This window comes from Blautia sp. HA3515 (genome assembly GCF_059933065.1).
This window is the reverse complement of sequence record NZ_JAYFUY010000141.1, coordinates 1-17,134: the sequence shown is the minus strand read 5'-3', so window position 1 is coordinate 17,134 and position 17,134 is coordinate 1. Positions and strand designations below refer to the sequence as shown.

Here is a 17,134-nt window from a genome sequence, read left to right as displayed (position 1 = left end):
GCTGGACTGATATTGACAAAGAGGGTGCAGCAGCAGAGGCACTGATCGCAAATGGTTCTGTGATCATCGGACAGCATGCAGATTCCACAGGTGCTCCGGCAGCTACCCAGAAGCTTCTTGACAGTGGTAAGATCTGCTATTCTGTTGGTTATAACATCGACATGATCGCAACTGCTCCTACAGCAGCTCTTACATCTGCAACCAATAACTGGGAAGCATATTACAAATATGCAATTTCTACCGTTATGGGTGGCGGCGATCTTGAGCAGGATTGGTCCAAGGGATTTGCAGATGATGCTGTAGGCATTACAGATCTTGGTGAGTCCTGTGCAGAAGGCACAGCAGAGTACGTAGAGGATGTTGAGAATAAGATCAAAGATGGTTCTCTTCAGGTATTTGATACATCTACGTTTACAGTTGACGGTGCAAGAAGTTACAAGTGCACCTTGTGATCTTGCGTTCACTGGATTTCTCCACAGATCCGGCATCTGTTATTTACCAGGGAGATACAGTGGAAGCCATCGAGGATGGACATTTTGCAGAGTCTACCTTCAGAAGCGCACCATATTTCACACTTCGTATTGATGGAATCACAGAGGACGCAGAAGCAGTAGAGTAATTTAGCTGGTATACAAAGGGGTTGCTGCATAGACTGCAAGGTTCATGCGGCAGCCCTCTTTATTTGTCTGAGATGCAAAAGCCCCCGCATACAGACATTAATACAGAAGGGAGGCATAGGAGTTTGGAATATGCAATTCAGTTGACGAATGTTACCAAAACATTCGGTAAGGTAATTGCCAATAAAGGCGTAACACTGAACGTAAGGAAAGGTGAGATCCTGTCCCTGCTGGGCGAGAACGGAAGCGGGAAGACCACACTTATGAATATGATCGCAGGTATTTATTTCCCGGATTCCGGAGAGATCCGTGTGAACGGAACACCTGTGGAGATACGTTCTCCCAAGGATGCCTACGATCTTGGCATCGGAATGATCCATCAGCATTTTAAGCTGATCGATGTGTTCTCAGCAGTTGAGAATATTGCCCTTGGACTTGAGAAAAAAGAAAAATTTGATATGAAAGCCATCAGGGCCAAGGCAAAGGCCATCTGTGAGAAGTATCACTTTGACCTGAATCTGGACCAGAAAGTATATGAGATGAGTGTATCTCAGAAGCAGACCCTGGAGATCGTCAAGGTTCTGTACAGAGGTGCAGAGATCCTGATCCTGGATGAGCCTACTGCAGTACTTACCCCACAGGAAACAGAAAGATTGTTCGCCGTGATCCGCAATATGAAGAAGGATCACAAGTCTGTGATCATTATTACCCATAAGCTGCATGAAGTGCTGGCTATCTCAGATCGGGTGGCGATCCTGAGAAAAGGGGAATATGTGGATACAGTTGAGACAAAAGACGCTACTGAAGGGTCTCTTACAGAGATGATGGTAGGAAAAAAGGTAGAGCTGAATATTGAACGTACCCAGCCGAAGGATACAGTAAAACGTCTTTCTGTTTCTAATCTTACTGTTTATAACCGGGAAGGCGTAAAGGTACTGGATGATGTAAGCTTTGATGCTTATGGCGGTGAGATCCTTGGCATTGCCGGTATTTCCGGGAATGGACAGAAAGAACTGCTGGAGTCCATTGCAGGTCTTCAGGTCACTGCCGAGGGAAGCAGCATAAAGTTCTACGAAAAAGGAAAAGAAGATAAGCCATTGCAGCTGATCGGCAAAACACCAAAGAAGATCCGTGATGCAGGAGTTCATCTTGCTTTTGTACCTGAGGATCGTCTGGGAATGGGACTGGTTGGCTCTATGGGTATGACCGGAAACATGCTTTTGAAAACCTATGGTGCAGGCCGTTCATTCCTTACAGAGATGAAAGGACCTAAGAAGATGGCCGAGAAGGTCCGTGATGAACTGGAAGTGGTTACACCAAGCATCAATACTCCGGTATCCAGACTGTCCGGTGGTAATGTGCAGAAGGTTCTTGTGGGCCGTGAGATTGCAGAAGAACCTACAGTCCTTATGACCGCTTATGCAGTGCGTGGACTTGATATTAATACTTCTTATACTATTTACAATCTGCTGGATGAAGAAAAACGTCATGGTGTGGCAGTGGTATACGTAGGTGAGGATCTGGACGTACTGATCGACCTGTGTGACAGGATCCTTGTTCTGTGTGATGGAAAAGCAAACGGAATGGTAGATGCACGTACGATCACAAAGGAAGAAGTGGGTCTTCTTATGACAAATCTGAGAAAGGCTGGTGCACAGGAATGAGCAGTGAAACTAAGAAAATAAAAGAGCCTTTTGTACGTCTCATCAAGCGGGATGGCGCTTCCATAGGTAATAAAGTGCTGATCCGTGCGCTTGCCATTGTGCTTGCACTTGTCGTGGATGCGATTTTTATCTTTGCTGTTACAGGGCTGAATCCCATTTCTGTATACGGGGTTATGTTTAACGGAACCTTTATGACATCCATTCGTTTTTCATGGGCACTTCGTCATATGGTAACCCTGCTTTGTATTGGTATTGCACTGGCTCCTGCATTTAAAATGAAATTCTGGAATATCGGTGCAGAAGGACAGGTTCTTGCAGGCGGTCTTGCCACAGCACTGGTTATGGTAAAATGCGGACAGAGTCTTCCAACACCTGCACTGCTTCTGGTTATGTTCCTTGCAAGCATTATTGCAGGAGGTATCTGGGGATTGATCCCTGCTGTTTTTAAGGCATATTGGAATACAAATGAGACTCTGTTTACTTTGATGATGAACTATGTGGCAACCAGTATCGTTGCCTGTATGACCAATATTATGCGTGGAAAGGCATCCAGTCTTGGAAAACTGAATATGTCTACCCAGGCAGGCTGGTTCCCCCAGTTTTTCGGACAGCGTTACAACATTAATATCCTGGTTGTATTTATCCTGATGTTTGTAATGTATTTTTATCTGAAATATTCCAAGCAGGGATATGAGATCACGGTTGTTGGTGAGTCTGAAAACACAGACCCAGATATAGCAGGTATTAATGTTAAAAGGGTAACGATCCGTACCATGTTGATATCCGGTGCGATTCCTGCGGACTTGCAGGTTTCCTGGTTGTGGCAGGAAGAGATCAGACGATTTCCACATCCTCTGCCGGAGGACAGGGATTTACTGCTATTATTGTTGCATGGCTGGCCAAGTTTAATACCTTTTACATGGCGTTGATTTCCTTTCTTCTTGTTTTCCTTTCCAGAGGAGCAGCAGAGATCGCTTCTGCTTACAGCCTGAATGATTATGCTGCAAGTATTATCGAAGGTGTTATTCTGTTCTTTATCCTGGGAAGTGAGTTTTTCATTAATTACAAAATGGTATTTCGTGGTTCAAAACAGAAGGAGGTGCAGGAATGAGTACGTTAATTGCATGGATCATCCGGGCGATTCCTTTTGGAACGATCATTATGTTTGGATCTATGGGTGAGACGATCACAGAAAAATCAGGAAACCTTAACTTAGGTGTACCTGGGATCATGTATCTGGGAGGCTTTGCCGGATTTGCAAGTTCTTATTACTATGAGAAATTGTCCTCAGATCCAAAGGGCTGGATCTGCGTGATCATTGCCCTGTTTGCAGCCATTGCTGCTTCTGCATTTGGAGGATTGATTTTCAGCTTCCTGACTATTACCCTGCGTGCCAATCAGAATGTGACAGGTCTTGCTCTTACTACCTTTGGTATGGGAGTTGCTAATTTCTTTGGCGTATTTATTTTAAATGGAGCCAGCTATACAGCTGCACCGCTTGCCTATTCTGCATTTTCAAAGAAGATCCCCTTCCTTTCTTCTAAGCTTGGGATCGTAAGCAAGGTAATATTCCCTTATGGATTCCTTGCATATGCAGCAATCATTATTGCCATTGTGCTTCATTATTTCCTGAATAAGACCAGGGTGGGTCTGAATCTGCGTGCAGTTGGCGAGAATCCGGGAACTGCAGATGCAGCAGGTATTAATGTAACAAAATACAAATATCTGGCTACCTGTGTTGGTGCAGGATTGTCAGGTATCGGCGGTCTTTATTATGTGTGCTGGATTACAACCAGGGGATCTGGGCAACTACCGGCCAGATCGAGGCTCTTGGATGGCTGGCAGTAGCACTGGTTATCTTTACCACCTGGAAGCCTTTAAATGGTATCTGGGGAGCTTATCTTTTTGGTATGCTTTACTGGCTGTATCAGTTCCTTCCAAATATGCTGGGAGTGAAGGTGGCCGGATATGTGACTGACCTTGTACAAATGGTGCCATATGTGGTGACCATCATTGTGCTGGTGGTTGTAAGCTTCCGGAAGAAGAAGGAGAATCAACCTCCGGAAAGTCTGGGACTTTCTTATTTCCGTGAGGAACGATAAACGTAACTGTTCACTCCGTGACCAGCAACCGATAAACGTGAAATCTTTGTGACTTTTAAAGGGGAATGTTTACATTCTCCTTTTTTTTATGCTATAGTAACCATACGGTAGTGGTACAGTAACAAAAAATTAATGGATTTAGGATTACATGCTTTTATGTGTATTCAAGAAAGGAATTTTGTGAATGATTAAGCGTAAATATCTTGCAGCATGCCTTGTGGCAGCCCTTTTTGTGGCCGGCTGTGGCAGTAACAATGCAGAAAAGAAAGAAACAAAAGAAACAACAGAAACAACAGAAACAACAGAAGAGACAAAGACAGCAGAAGCAACAGATGCACCAGATCAGGAGTCTGCTTCTGAAGAGGATGCACAGGATGAGACAGCAGCAGATGATAGTGGTGAAACAGATGAAAGTGGTGAAGCCGATGATAGTACAGATGAGGGCGAACAGGATCTGACAGATACAGAGGAAGGTGAGGATATCGGGCTGGAGGAAGAAGATCTCTCTAAGGTAGTTCCGGCAGATTATCTGATCCAGGATGCGGACAAATATGTGACTCTTGGGGAGACCAAGGATCTGGAGGCTGTTCAGTACACATATGAGATCACAGATGATATGGTACAGGATGAGATCGATTCTGAGCTTTCCGAGTCTTCTGAGGAGATTTCCACAGATAAGCCTTCTGTAGAGGGAGATACCGTATACTTCACAATGACCTATAAAGTAGAAGGGGATGATTCCCAGGATGGTAGGAGGAGGATTCTTCTGTGATCCTTGGGCAGGAGGATTATGGTGCTGAATTCGATGAGAAGCTTACAGGCGTATCCGCAGGGGATAAGCTGGACTTTTCTGTTTCCTATGATGAAGATATGTGGATGGAGGAATGGGCCGGACAGACGGTGGATTTTTCCGTTGAGGTTTCTGATGTGGTACAGGTTGAAGTACCTGAGTACAACCTGGATTATGTAAAAGAAAATACAGAATATACAACTCTTGAAGAATATGAGCAGTCCATTCGGGAGTATCTGGAGGAGGAATATACCAGCAGAAGCTATTATGATGCAACAGAGTCCCTGCTGGAGGCAGCGATGGCAAATGCTACATTCGACGGATATCCACAGGAGCTGTATGATCAGTGCAAAGAAGAGATCCTTTCCAGCTATTCCATGTTTGTAGGAGAGGATAATACCATTGATGATGTGCTGGAGATGTTTGGCATTACAGATGAGGATGTACAGTCAGAAACGGAGAAGCTTGTAAACAGATATCTGTTTATCAGTGCATACTGTAAAGCCAATAACATCACTGCAGACGGAGAGGAATACAAGGATTATGTGACGCAGAATGCAGACTATTACGGAGAGGATGCGGCTTCTTTTGAGGCCGGTTATACCAGAGAATATCTGGTAGAGAATCTTTTCGACGAAAAGGTAAAAGACTTATTATATGATTCTGCAAAGATCACTGAGAAGCCATCTACAGAAGCCCCATCTGAAGAGGCTGAAGCTACAGATGAGGAGATCGGTGAGGGAGATGACCTGATGCTGGACGAGATCCAGAATGAGGAAGAATTGGCACAGGATGAAACTGCATCAGAATAGGAAGAATTGGCATAGGATGAAACTGCATCAGAATAGGAAGAATTAGCCCAGGATGAAGCTGCATCAGAATAGGAAGATGAATTGCTTTTTTGTACATGAGATGGTATGATGGAATCAAGAATGCTGAAAGTATTCAAAAACACATTGGGAGGTTGTAATGAAGAGGGGCAGTATTTTTGAAACTGATGGGATTCCACGCCTTGCAGAAGCATTTCCGCTTGCTATGCAGCATGTAGTAGCTATGATCGTAGGCTGCGTTACGCCGGCAATCATTATTTCCGGAGCAATTCCCGGGGGGGTCTATCCAGAGAAGAACAGGTAATACTGATTCAGTCTGCATTGGTAATGGCAGCGTTGTCTACGCTGCTGCAGCTTTTTCCAATCGGAGGAAAAGCCAGGTTTGCTATTGGATCAGGATTACCCATCATCATGGGAGTAAGCTTTGCTTATGTGCCCAGTATGCAGGCAATCGCAGAGTCTTATGGGATTGCAGCGATTATGGGCGCAGAACTGGCAGGCGGTTTTGTGGCTGTGGTAATGGGATTGCTGGTAAAGAAGATCAGGGTCTTTTTTCCACCGTTGATCACTGGAACAGTTGTATTTACCATTGGTCTGTCATTATATCCCACTGCCATCAACTACATGGCTGGCGGGGTCAGCAGTCCGGACTATGGCTCCTGGCAGAACTGGGCGATTGCATTCTTTACATTGATCGTAGTAACCGTGCTGAATCATTTCGGAAAAGGGATCTGGAAGCTGGCATCTATTCTGATCGGCATCATTGCAGGATACCTGGTGGCGATTCCTTTTGGAATGGTTGATTTTTCAAGTATAGGAGAAGCAGGAGTCTGTCAGCTTCCGTCTCTGCTTCATTTTGGCATTGAGTTTGAGCCATCTTCCTGTATTGCCATCGGTATATTGTTTGCGATCAATTCCATTCAGGCTATTGGTGATTATTCAGCAACGACCATCGGTGCTATGAACAGAACACCGAAGGATGAGGAATTACAGAAAGGAATTGTTGGCTACGGTATCTCCAATATTGTGGGAGCCTTGGCAGGAGGCCTGCCCACTGCCACATACAGTCAGAATGTGGGAATCGTTACTACTACAAAGGTAATTAACCGATGGGTACTGGGACTGGCGGCTGTGATCCTTGGCATTGCAGGGATTGTTCCCAAGTTTTCTGCCATTCTTACTACGATTCCCCAGTGTGTGCTTGGAGGCGCTACAGTTTCTGTATTTGCATCCATTGCCATGACAGGTATGAAGCTGGTTGCTTCAGCAGAAATGGATTATCGGAATTCATCCATCGTTGGTCTTGCAGCAGCACTGGGAATGGGAGTGTCCCAGGCAACTGCAGCACTGGCTGGCTTTCCGGCGTGGGTTACCACCATCTTTGGGAAATCCCCGGTGGTGCTGGCAACGATTATAGCGGTGATCATGAACATTATCCTTCCAAAGACACGGGAAGAAGAGAAGGAAGAGGCGCAACAAAAGATTGAGATCAAACATAAGCTGGATGAAGATCACAAAGAATTCGGTGAATAAAATTAAAAACTAAATACGAAAAAAGAAAGAGTGTGCTGATACAGAAATGTGCAGCACACTCTTTTGTATAAAATGATAGCTTTATAATTCGTGAAATTGTCCGATCATGTCTTTGATATGCTGCATTTCATTATCCATCTCGATCATGGCATGAGCAGATTCTAAAAGTTCTGCACTGATCTGATCATAGCCTTCCATCTCTTCAATGCCCTTTTTGTAACGCAGCTGATGCTCCAGAGTAGCCCAGAAATCCATGCCATTGGTACGGATCTGGATTTCCGCACGCATAGGTGTTTTACCGCGGGAAAAGAAAACCGGGATCTCAACGATCATATGATAGCTGCGATAGCCATTGGGCTTGGGATTCTTTATATAATCCTTGATCTGCAGTACCTTGATATCATCCTGGCTGGCCAGCAGATCTGCAACCGTATAAATATCGTCAATGAATGCGCAGACAACCCGGACACCGGCTACATCATTCAACTGTTCCTGAATATTCTCAGCAGAAAATTCATAGCCAAGCTTTTGAAGCTTCCGGTAAATACTTTCAGGCTTTTTTATTCTTGTCTTAATAAAAGAAATAGGATTTCTTTTATTTTCAATGGAAAATTCATCATTCAGTACTTCCAGTTTGGTCTGGAGTTCCCGGATGGTACAGCGGTACATCATCATAAGATCACTGAACTTAGCTGCGTTTTTGATAAATCTTTCCGGATCCGGTGTGTCCAGGAAAGGGAGATTAAGCTTGTTGTCCATATGTAAAACCTTCTTTTAATGTTATTGTAATGCGTATCATTATTTTCATTATAAGGGATAAAAAGGATATAGTAAAGCAATGAATGGCTATATCACATTTACTTTTTAGAGGTTTTCATATATAATGAGAGGACTGATTTACAGATCATAAGAAGGAGGGCTATGATATGGACAGAAAAAATCTGATCGTGGGACAGTCAGGAGGACCGACCGCTGTAATCAACAGCAGTCTTTATGGCGTTGTTAAAGAGGGAAGAGATCAGGCTGAAGTTGACCGTATTTATGGAATGGTAAATGGAATCGAGGGATTTCTGAAAGGACAGGTTCTGGATTTTGAAGTGGCGCTTCCGGGGAAGCTTTGGAAACACTGAAATATACACCAGGGGCATATCTTGGTTCTTGCAGACATAAGCTTCCTGAGGATCTGGATGATCTGGCATATAAGCAGATCTTTGCCAGCTTTCATGATATGAATATTGGCTATTTTGTATATATAGGCGGCAATGATTCCATGGATACAGTAAGTAAGCTGTCACGGTATGGAAAAAGGATCGGCAGTGACGTGCGGATCCTGGGGATTCCCAAGACCATTGATAATGACCTGGTGAAGACAGACCATACACCCGGATATGGAAGTGCTGCCAGATATGTGGCGTCTACCGTGCGGGAGATTGTTGTTGATGCTAATGTTTATGAGAAAAAATCTGTTACAATTGTTGAGATCATGGGTCGTCATGCAGGCTGGCTGACTGCTGCTTCCGTGCTTGCCAGGAAATATTCAGGAGATAATCCGCTTCTTGTATATTTGCCGGAAAAAGCTTTTGACACAGAAAAATTCCTGATGGATGTGGAGCATGCTTTTGATAAGAACTGTAATGTGGTGGTATGTGTATCTGAAGGGATCAGGGATGAAAAAAGGAACCTTTATCTGCGAATATGAGAATGATGTATGCACTGACAATTTCGGGCACAAAATGCTTACAGGTTGCGGAAAGTATCTGGAGAACCTGGTACGAAGCCGTCTTCAGGTAAAGGTAAGGTCTGTAGAACTGAATGTAAATCAGAGATGTTCTACAGCTATGCTCTCTGCTGCAGACCAGAAAGAGGCTATGGAGGCCGGAGCATTTGGTGTAAAGGCTGCTGTACAGGGTGAAACAGGACAGATGGTGTCCTTTATACGAGACAGCGAAAAGGATGAATATGTACTGAATTATGGGTTGGAAGATGTAAATGAGATCTGCAATAAAGAAAAGCCTGTTCCTGTTTCATGGATCGCAGAAGCTGGCAATGATATGACAGACGACTTTATACAGTATGCAATGCCTTTGATCCAGGGAGTGGTTTCCCTTCCATTGGATGATAATGGCCTTCCTCTTTTCGCATATAGAAAATAAGAAAGGTTTTTGTTTATGAAGATCAGATTATCCGATCATTTTAGCTATGGAAGACTGTTAAGATTTACACTTCCTTCTATAGTGACAATGGTAATAGCATCGTTATACAGTGTGGTAGACGGGCTGTTTGTGTCCAATCTTGTTGGAGATATGGCACTTTCAGCAGTGAATATCGCTTTTCCCATTGCCATGATCATAGGAGCCATAGGCTTTATGCTGGGTACAGGCGGCAGCGCTTTGGTAGCCAGAACTTTAGGGGAAGGCAATAAAGAGCTGGCTGACCGGTATTTTTCAATGATCATCTATACGATCATGATTGTGGGAGGTCTGCTTTCCGTTATCACAGTGCTGCTTGTAGAGCCTATTATGTGGGCTGCCGGTGCCAGTGAGCTTCTGATTGATGACTGTATCAGCTATGGAGCAGTTCTTCTTGCAGGAAGTGTTCCATTTATGCTTCAGACCAGTTTCCAGAATTTTTTTGTGGTCAGCGAACGGCCAATGCTGGGACTGGTGCTTTCCATACTGTCCGGGATAACCAATATGGTTCTGGATTATGTATTTATTGCAGTTTTGGGCCTGGGGATCACCGGCGCAGGTCTTGCCACAGTGATGGGCTATGTGGTAGGCGGTATTTTGCCTCTTTTCTTTTTCCTTAAGAAGAGGGAGCGTGCCCTTCACCTTACCAAGACCCGTCTCTATCCAAGACAGCTGCTTCTGGCCTGTTCCAATGGCTCCTCTGAGCTTTTAAGTAATATTTCAGCATCTGTGATCGGTATTTTATATAATATCCAGCTGATGCGGATCATCGGCGAGAGTGGTGTGGCTGCTTATTCGGTTATGATGTACGTGGATTTTGTATTTGTAGCAGCATTTCTGGGCTTTTCGGCTGGAAGCGCACCGATTGTCAGCTATCAGTATGGGGCAGGAAATCATCAGGAACTTCACAATATTTTCAGGAAAAGCCTGACTGTGATCGGTATTACTTCTGTGGCAATGGTAGCTGTTTCAGAAGGAGTCAGTCATCCGCTGTCCGTTGCTTTTGTAGGCTACAATCAGCAGCTGCTTGACATGACAGTTGGAGGATTTCGTATTTTTGCGTTGTGCTACCTGTTTTGTGGGATCAATATTTATGCTTCTTCTTTTTTTACTGCACTTTGTAATGGAATGGTTTCTGCATTGCTTTCTTTTACAAGATCCTTCCTTTTACGTGGCGGTCTGGTGATCCTGATGCCTATGTTATTTGGATTGAATGGTATCTGGGGCGCAGTTGTAGTTGCAGAAGGGCTGGGAGCTGTAATGGCTGTGGCTTTTCTTTTGAAATACAGGAAACGGTACAGTTATTGATGACAGAAACTATAGGTTATGGTACTCTGAAAGGAACAGGAAAGGACTCAGGTTATGGAAGACGAAACATACCGCAGGTTCCGAAGTGCCAGGCAAGAGCCGGTCCGGCTGCAGGCAGCACTGGACGGCTTTTTTGCTTCTGATGGAGAAGATGAACGGCAGAAGGAATATGCTTTTTACCTGAAAAAAAGGATCCGTCCGGCAATGGAGGCGCTGATCAGGAGTCAGCAGATTGAACAGATGGAAATACTGGCTGAACAGGGCTGGTATGGTCAAAAGGAACTGGAGACTTTCATACGGACTGCCAGGGAAGAAGGCAGATTACAAGCCCTGGTCTGGCTGATGAAGGAGAAAAATGACAGATACGGATATGAAGACAGAGAATATGGTTTATAGGACAGCTTCCTGGAAGCGTGCTTATGACAGCAGCCAGGCACAGATCGGCATACAGATACTTGAATATTGTCGGAATCAGCTGTTTTTATCGTATCCCTCTTTTGAACAGGCACTGTTTATTTTGCAGTGGGAAGCAGATGACAGAATTGCCGGGATAGGGACGGATGGAGTAAAAATTTTATTTTCTCCTGTATGGCTTCTGCAGAAATATCAGGAGGATCCAGGGAATGTTACAAAGGCTTATCTGCATATGATCCTGCACTGTATTTATCTGCATCCCTTTTTAGCAGGAAAGGAGCAGGAAAATCTGTGGGATCTTGCCTGTGACATGTTTGTGGAAAGGATATGCACATCCATTACCGGGAATAAGGTTGGGGGACATCAAGAACAGGAGCTTTCTCCTTATCAGATCTATGACACATTGTGCTGTCTTAAGAAAGAAGAGCAGATAAAACTGGAAAAAAGTATAAGAATAGATGATCACAGCTTATGGAGAGAAAAGCAGACAGGTTCTAAGGCAATCTGGAAGAAATGGAAAGAGGTTCTTTTGTCCATATCCAGAGGAAAAGAGAAAAAGAAACTGTGGGCTGGTATGTCTCCAGGCATGCGCCAGGAGGAAATCAGGCTTGCAGGCAGGAAGGATTATGACTACCGGGGATTTCCTGTCAGAAATATTTTCATACACGGGAAGAAGTAAAGCTGGACACGGAAAGCTTTGATTATATATTTTATAACTACGGTATGGAGCACTATGGGAATGTTCCGCTGATCGAACCATTGGAATATCAGGAAGTCAGCCGGCTTTCCCAGCTGGTGATCGCCATTGATACCTCAGGCTCCTGTTCTGCAGCTGTTGTACAAAGGTTTCTGGAGGAAACATATAGTATTTTAAGCAGCAAAGAAAACTTTTTCAGTGAGATGGAGGTATATCTGATCCAGTGTGACTGTTGTATCCAGAAAACAGATGTGATCCGCAGAGAAGAGGATTGGAGAAAACTGGAGGACAAAATAGAGATCAGGGACGTGGAGGAACAGATTTTCGCCCAGGTTTTCCGTTATGTGGATCAGCTTCGGAAGGAAGGTCAGCTTAAGGATCTGGGGGCTTTGATCTATTTTACAGATGGGGATGGAGTCTATCCGGAAGGAAGGCCGGACTATGATACAGCCTTTGCATGTTTGAAGGATACAGATTCCTTGAAAATGGTTCCTTCCTGGGCTTACGTATTAAAGGTGTGGACATAACAAAGAATAATCAGGAAAACGGCAAGCAGCTGTTTGCAGGGAGTAAAGATGATGAATATTAAAGAGGCAAAACAGGAAATTGTGAATACACTGCATGCATATCTGAAAAAGGATGAAGAAGGGAATTATACATATCCGATGGTACATCAACGACCTTTATTCCTGATAGGGGCACCTGGCATTGGTAAAACCGCTATTATGGAGCAGGTAGCGAAGGAAGAAAATATAGGTCTTGTTTCTTATACATGTACACACCATCTGTCAGAGTGCAGTAGGACTTCCAAAGATCGTTTCCAGGGTATATGAGGGCATTTCCATGGATGTTACGGAATATACCATGAGTGAGATCATTGCAGCTGTATATGCCAAGATGGAAAGTACAGGAAAGAAAGAAGGGATCCTGTTTTCTGGATGAGATCAATTGTGTGTCTGAGACACTTGCACCAGCCATGCTTCAGTTTCTTCAGAATAAAACCTTTGGCGGACATAAGGTACCGGCAGGGTGGCTGATCGTAGCAGCAGGTAATCCATCCGGATATAACAAGTCTGTCCGGGAGTTTGATATTGTAACTTTGGATCGGGTCCGGAAGATGGAGATCCAGCCGGATCTGGAGGCATGGATGGAATATGCCTGGCAGCATAAGATCCATGGAGCAGTGCTTTCTTATCTTAATATTCATAGGGACAGTTTTTACTACATTAGGAACAGCCGGGAAGAAAAAGCCTTTGTTACAGCAAGAGGATGGGAGGATTTGTCCAGGATCCTGAAAAGCTACGAAGATCTGGATATCCCAGTGACTGAGAATCTGATCTGGCAGTTCATTCAGAAAAAGAAATTGGCAGGGATTTCACTTCTTATTACCAGATCTATCAAAAATATGGCACAGATTATGGAATCCACCAGATTCTGGACGGAAGCCTTTCAACGCAGATGGAGGAAGAAAAGCTGGATATGGCCAGGAATGGATCGGCAGAAGAACGGCTTACTGTTACCGGGCTTTTTCTGCAAGATCTGAATGAACGGCTGATGTGTGCAGATATAGGCAAAAAGCGGCTGTCTCTTCTTTATGATAAACTGTATGCACTGAAAAATAACCCCATAACAGATAAGGACACAAGATCCGAAGCAGATAGCTGGCTTGGACAGTATATAAAGGATCAGAAGAAAAGCTTTGAAGTACGAAAAGCGGCAGGTCTTCTTTCCATGGAGGAAGCGTTGCTGGAGAGACAGACGATTGCATGTATGGAAAGATATGATCTGGAACTGAGGAAACTTCATATTACCGAAAGAGAAGAGCAATTTGAGAGAATAAAGATATTCTTTCAGGAAGAGAAGCAGAAAAACAGAAGTTCTTTGTACCCAGACAGGACATGCTCTTACAAGAGCTTTTGCCTTTATGGAAAAGGCCTTTGGGGATGGAGCCGAGATGATGCTTATGGTAACCAGGCTTACCGGGAATCCGCTGGCTTCTGCTTTTATTGCAGAGCATGGCTGTGCACCCTATTTTAAGTTCAGTGACAAGCTGTTGCCGGGAAAACAGCAGCAGCTTTTGCAGGCCTGTGAGCAGGCTTTGGAGTCAAGATAATACTTGCAACTTCCGGAAGAGATTACTATAATTAAATAAGGAGGCGTGCTATGAAGGATAATAAAAAGAAAGAAAAAGAAAACCGCCGGTGATGTGGTGCTTACTCTGGTACTGCTTCTGGCTGTGGGAGTTTTTTGCTATGCAGCTTTTAACTTGTACCATATTTATACAGAGTACAAAAAGGGATCTGACGAATATAACCAGATCGCACAGATGGCAGTGACAGAGCGTGATCCTGATGAGGATCCAATCGACATGGAGACAGACGATGAAAAGAAATCTGATCTGAAAGCACCTATGAAGATTGATTTTGACACTCTTCGCAGTGTGAATACGGATGTGATCGGATGGATTTATGTGGAAGCGCTGGATAATGTGAGCTATCCTGTTGTAAAGGGAAAGGATAACAGTACTTACCTTCACATGACCTATGAGAAGAATTACAATTTTGCAGGCACGATTTTCATTGACTATGAGAATTCACAGGAGATTTTAACGATTGTAATACACTGGTATACGGGCACAATATGAAGAATGGTTCTATGTTCGGACAGCTGAAAAAATTCAGTAAAGACACAGGAAACATACAAGAAAAGCAAATATTTCTGGATTTTTACACCTGAGAAGGATTATCGGTATGAGATTATTTCCGCTTATGTGACAGCAGTAAATAGTGATACATATACACTGTTTAAAGGACCTGGTAAGGAATTTCAGGATTATCTGGACAAGATGCCAACTCTTTCAGAGATCCAGACCACACCGGGTACGCTTACCATACAGGACAAGATCGTTACACTTTCTACCTGTACAGGCAACGAATCCACCAGAATTATGTGGTACAGGGTAAAAGAGTTGATACTTTGGATGTAGAAAAGGATAATTAGTATGAGGAGGCTGTAGTGATGGAGAAGGGGATAGCGAGACTGCAGGAGCTTGTGGATCAGTATGATAATATTGTATTCTTTGGCGGAGCGGGTGTTTCCACAGAAAGCGGGATCCCGGATTTCAGAAGCCAGGACGGGCTGTATAATCAGACCTATGATTATCCGCCGGAGACGATCTTAAGCCATACTTTTTTTATGAAAAAGCCGGAAGAGTTTTTCAGGTTTTACAGAGATAAGATGCTGTGTGATACTGCAAAGCCAAATGCAGCCCACCAGAAGCTGGCAGAGCTGGAGAGGGCTGGCAGGCTTAAGGCTGTGATCACCCAGAATATTGATAACCTTCACCAGATGGCCGGAAGCCAGAATGTGCTGGAGCTTCATGGCAGTGTATACAGGAATTACTGCATGAAATGCCGGAAGTTTTATGATTTTTCTTATATGAAACATTCAGAAGGAGTGCCCAGATGCAGCTGCGGCGGGATCATTAAGCCAGACGTTGTTCTCTATGAGGAAGGGTTGGATACACATACCATCGAAGAGGCAGTGAAGGCTATTTCCCAGGCACAGGTACTGATTATCGGAGGTACGTCCCTGGCTGTATATCCGGCAGCGGGACTGATCGATTATTTTCAGGGAGATCATCTGGTAGTGATCAACAAGTCACCTACGCCCAGAGACCGGTATGCAGATCTTCTGATCCAGGAGCCGATTGGGCAGGTGTTTTCACAATTACAGGTAAAGGAGCATAGTCATGGGACTTCTTTATGAAGTGGGAGATATTGTCACTCTGAAAAAAACACATCCCTGTGGCAGCAAAGACTGGGAGATTCTTCGTGTAGGAGCGGATTTCAGGCTGAAATGTACAGGATGCGGTCACCAGATCATGGTGCCGCGGAAGATGGTGGAGAAAAATACCAGGAATCTGCAGAAAAATAAAAATTAAAATCATCAGAAAAATAAAAATAAAATCATCAGAAAAAGAAAAATAGGGCTTTACATAGCCGGGAAAGTATGTTAGAATCAACAATCGTGATATATTCATATCCTTGCTCTTTGACAGGCAAAGGGCCGAAAGACCATAAGGAGGTTAAGACAGGCATGAACGAGTTCCGAGTTAGCGTTCGTTCTGAGCGCAAAAGCTTGAGGACGAAGCACGTGACGCAGTAGTTGGAGAAAGCTAAAGGCTACATCACACGTTACAACGGCGCGATCACAGAAGTTGAAGAATGGGGTAAGAAGAAATTAGCTTACGAGATTCAGAAAATGCATGAAGGCTTCTACTACTTCATTCAGTTTGAAGCAGATGCTCAGTGTCCGGCAGAAGTAGAAAGACATATGCGTATCATGGACAATGTATTAAGATACTTAGTTGTCAGAAAAGACGCATAAGCTTTTTGGCAATTAATCAGAAAGCACCATTAAGAACCCGTTCAACCGATGATCGAAAGAGGTAAATAGAATGAACAAAGTAATTTTAATGGGACGCTTAACAAGAGACCCTGAAGTAAGATATTCCGCAGGGGAGAATGCACTGGCAATCGCCAGATATACACTGGCAGTGGACCGGAGGTTTCGTCGTGATGGCGAGGCATCCGCTGATTTTATCAGCTGTGTATCTTTTGGACGTACAGCAGAATTTGCTGAGAAGTATTTCAGACAGGGACTGAAGATTGCGGTTACAGGCCGTATTCAGACCGGCAGTTATACCGAACCGTGACGGCCAGAAGGTTTATACAACAGAGGTTGTAGTTGAGGAGCAGGAGTTTGCAGAGAGTAAATCTTCCAGTGATTCCTATACTGCATCTCATCCTCAGAATAGTGCTGCGGCACCATCTATGCCTACACCAAGTGCGGCAAGTGCAGACGGATTTATGAACATCCCTGATGGAATTGACGAGGAACTGCCTTTTAACTAGGTGTTTCTCAGACGAACAAACGGATGATAACAAGAAGATAGGAGGAAGCTAATCATGGCTTACAGCAATAGAGG

At 44.1% G+C, this 17,134-nt stretch carries 17 protein-coding genes and 6 pseudogenes; 22 read left to right on the top strand and 1 reads right to left on the bottom strand.

Going from position 1 to position 17,134, the window contains the following annotated elements; all coding sequences use genetic code 11:
- The 8 genes and pseudogenes from R1Y93_RS11575 to R1Y93_RS11540 form a co-directional block, all read left to right on the top strand.
- A partial coding sequence (locus R1Y93_RS11575; protein WP_500822910.1) for a BMP family ABC transporter substrate-binding protein occupies positions 1-452 on the top strand: 452 nt, incomplete at its 5' end.
- On the top strand, positions 449-619 hold the full coding sequence (locus R1Y93_RS11570) for a hypothetical protein (RefSeq protein WP_500822909.1): 171 nt from the start codon (positions 449-451) through the stop codon (positions 617-619). The genes R1Y93_RS11575 and R1Y93_RS11570, both read left to right, overlap by 4 nt.
- Before the next feature lie 72 nt (positions 620-691).
- The gene (locus R1Y93_RS11565; RefSeq protein ID WP_500822911.1) at positions 692-2,281 is read left to right on the top strand and encodes an ABC transporter ATP-binding protein; all 1,590 of its coding nucleotides are present in this window, start codon (positions 692-694) and stop codon (positions 2,279-2,281) included.
- Positions 2,278-3,392 (top strand): annotated as a pseudogene (locus R1Y93_RS11560) (ABC transporter permease). Before R1Y93_RS11565 ends, R1Y93_RS11560 begins: the two are co-directional and overlap by 4 nt.
- A pseudogene (locus R1Y93_RS11555) lies at positions 3,389-4,383 on the top strand (ABC transporter permease). Before R1Y93_RS11560 ends, R1Y93_RS11555 begins: the two co-directional pseudogenes overlap by 4 nt.
- Before the next feature lie 184 nt (positions 4,384-4,567).
- A complete protein-coding gene (locus R1Y93_RS11550; RefSeq protein ID WP_500822908.1) occupies positions 4,568-5,155 on the top strand; it encodes a hypothetical protein in 588 nt (195 codons plus the stop codon).
- Positions 5,152-5,985 carry a trigger factor gene (locus tag R1Y93_RS11545; protein ID WP_500822907.1) on the top strand — a complete coding sequence of 278 codons (834 nt, stop codon included), beginning with the start codon at positions 5,152-5,154 and terminating at the stop codon, positions 5,983-5,985. The genes R1Y93_RS11550 and R1Y93_RS11545 overlap by 4 nt, the downstream gene beginning before the upstream one ends.
- A 157-nt stretch (positions 5,986-6,142) precedes the next feature.
- Positions 6,143-7,536 (top strand): annotated as a pseudogene (locus R1Y93_RS11540) (uracil-xanthine permease family protein).
- A gap of 81 nt (positions 7,537-7,617) precedes the next feature.
- Here the strand turns inward: R1Y93_RS11540 and R1Y93_RS11535 are convergent.
- A complete protein-coding gene (locus tag R1Y93_RS11535; protein ID WP_500822906.1) occupies positions 7,618-8,295 on the bottom strand; it encodes a GTP pyrophosphokinase in 678 nt (225 codons plus the stop codon).
- 167 nt (positions 8,296-8,462) lie between these two features.
- Between R1Y93_RS11535 and R1Y93_RS11530 the strand changes: the two are divergent.
- From R1Y93_RS11530 to R1Y93_RS11465, 14 genes and pseudogenes are all read left to right on the top strand, one after another.
- Positions 8,463-9,689: pseudogene (locus tag R1Y93_RS11530) on the top strand (6-phosphofructokinase).
- Positions 9,690-9,704: 15 nt separating this feature from the next.
- Positions 9,705-11,033, top strand: coding sequence for an MATE family efflux transporter (locus R1Y93_RS11525; protein WP_500822905.1), 1,329 nt, complete (start codon positions 9,705-9,707; stop codon positions 11,031-11,033).
- A gap of 54 nt (positions 11,034-11,087) precedes the next feature.
- Positions 11,088-11,429: a hypothetical protein gene (locus R1Y93_RS11520; RefSeq protein WP_500822904.1), complete on the top strand. Its 342-nt coding sequence runs from the start codon at positions 11,088-11,090 to the stop codon at positions 11,427-11,429.
- A complete protein-coding gene (locus R1Y93_RS11515; RefSeq protein ID WP_500822903.1) occupies positions 11,389-12,126 on the top strand; it encodes a hypothetical protein in 738 nt (245 codons plus the stop codon). The genes R1Y93_RS11520 and R1Y93_RS11515 overlap by 41 nt, the downstream gene beginning before the upstream one ends.
- 44 nt (positions 12,127-12,170) lie before the next feature.
- Positions 12,171-12,671, top strand: a complete 501-nt coding sequence (locus tag R1Y93_RS11510; protein ID WP_500822902.1) for a VWA-like domain-containing protein — start codon at positions 12,171-12,173, stop codon at positions 12,669-12,671.
- A 48-nt stretch (positions 12,672-12,719) separates the two neighbouring features.
- Entirely contained in the window at positions 12,720-12,977 is a 258-nt protein-coding gene (locus R1Y93_RS11505; protein ID WP_500822901.1) for an AAA family ATPase, read from the top strand.
- A 56-nt stretch (positions 12,978-13,033) separates the two neighbouring features.
- Complete coding sequence (locus tag R1Y93_RS11500) at positions 13,034-13,687, top strand: hypothetical protein (RefSeq protein ID WP_500822900.1); 654 nt, start codon at positions 13,034-13,036, stop codon at positions 13,685-13,687.
- Complete coding sequence (locus R1Y93_RS11495) at positions 13,624-14,181, top strand: hypothetical protein (RefSeq protein ID WP_500822899.1); 558 nt, start codon at positions 13,624-13,626, stop codon at positions 14,179-14,181. The genes R1Y93_RS11500 and R1Y93_RS11495 overlap by 64 nt, the downstream gene beginning before the upstream one ends.
- Before the next feature lie 169 nt (positions 14,182-14,350).
- Complete coding sequence (locus R1Y93_RS11490; RefSeq protein ID WP_500822898.1) at positions 14,351-14,788, top strand: hypothetical protein; 438 nt, start codon at positions 14,351-14,353, stop codon at positions 14,786-14,788.
- A 126-nt stretch (positions 14,789-14,914) separates the two neighbouring features.
- Positions 14,915-15,130, top strand: coding sequence for a hypothetical protein (locus R1Y93_RS11485; protein WP_500822897.1), 216 nt, complete (start codon positions 14,915-14,917; stop codon positions 15,128-15,130).
- Positions 15,131-15,162: 32 nt separating this feature from the next.
- Positions 15,163-15,912 carry an NAD-dependent protein deacylase gene (locus tag R1Y93_RS11480; protein ID WP_500822896.1) on the top strand — a complete coding sequence of 250 codons (750 nt, stop codon included), beginning with the start codon at positions 15,163-15,165 and terminating at the stop codon, positions 15,910-15,912.
- Complete coding sequence (locus tag R1Y93_RS11475; protein ID WP_500822895.1) at positions 15,896-16,087, top strand: DUF951 domain-containing protein; 192 nt, start codon at positions 15,896-15,898, stop codon at positions 16,085-16,087. Before R1Y93_RS11480 ends, R1Y93_RS11475 begins: the two co-directional genes overlap by 17 nt.
- A gap of 183 nt (positions 16,088-16,270) precedes the next feature.
- Positions 16,271-16,533: pseudogene (gene rpsF, locus R1Y93_RS11470) on the top strand (30S ribosomal protein S6).
- A 70-nt stretch (positions 16,534-16,603) separates the two neighbouring features.
- Positions 16,604-17,060: pseudogene (locus tag R1Y93_RS11465) on the top strand (single-stranded DNA-binding protein).
- Positions 17,061-17,134 lie beyond the last annotated feature (74 nt).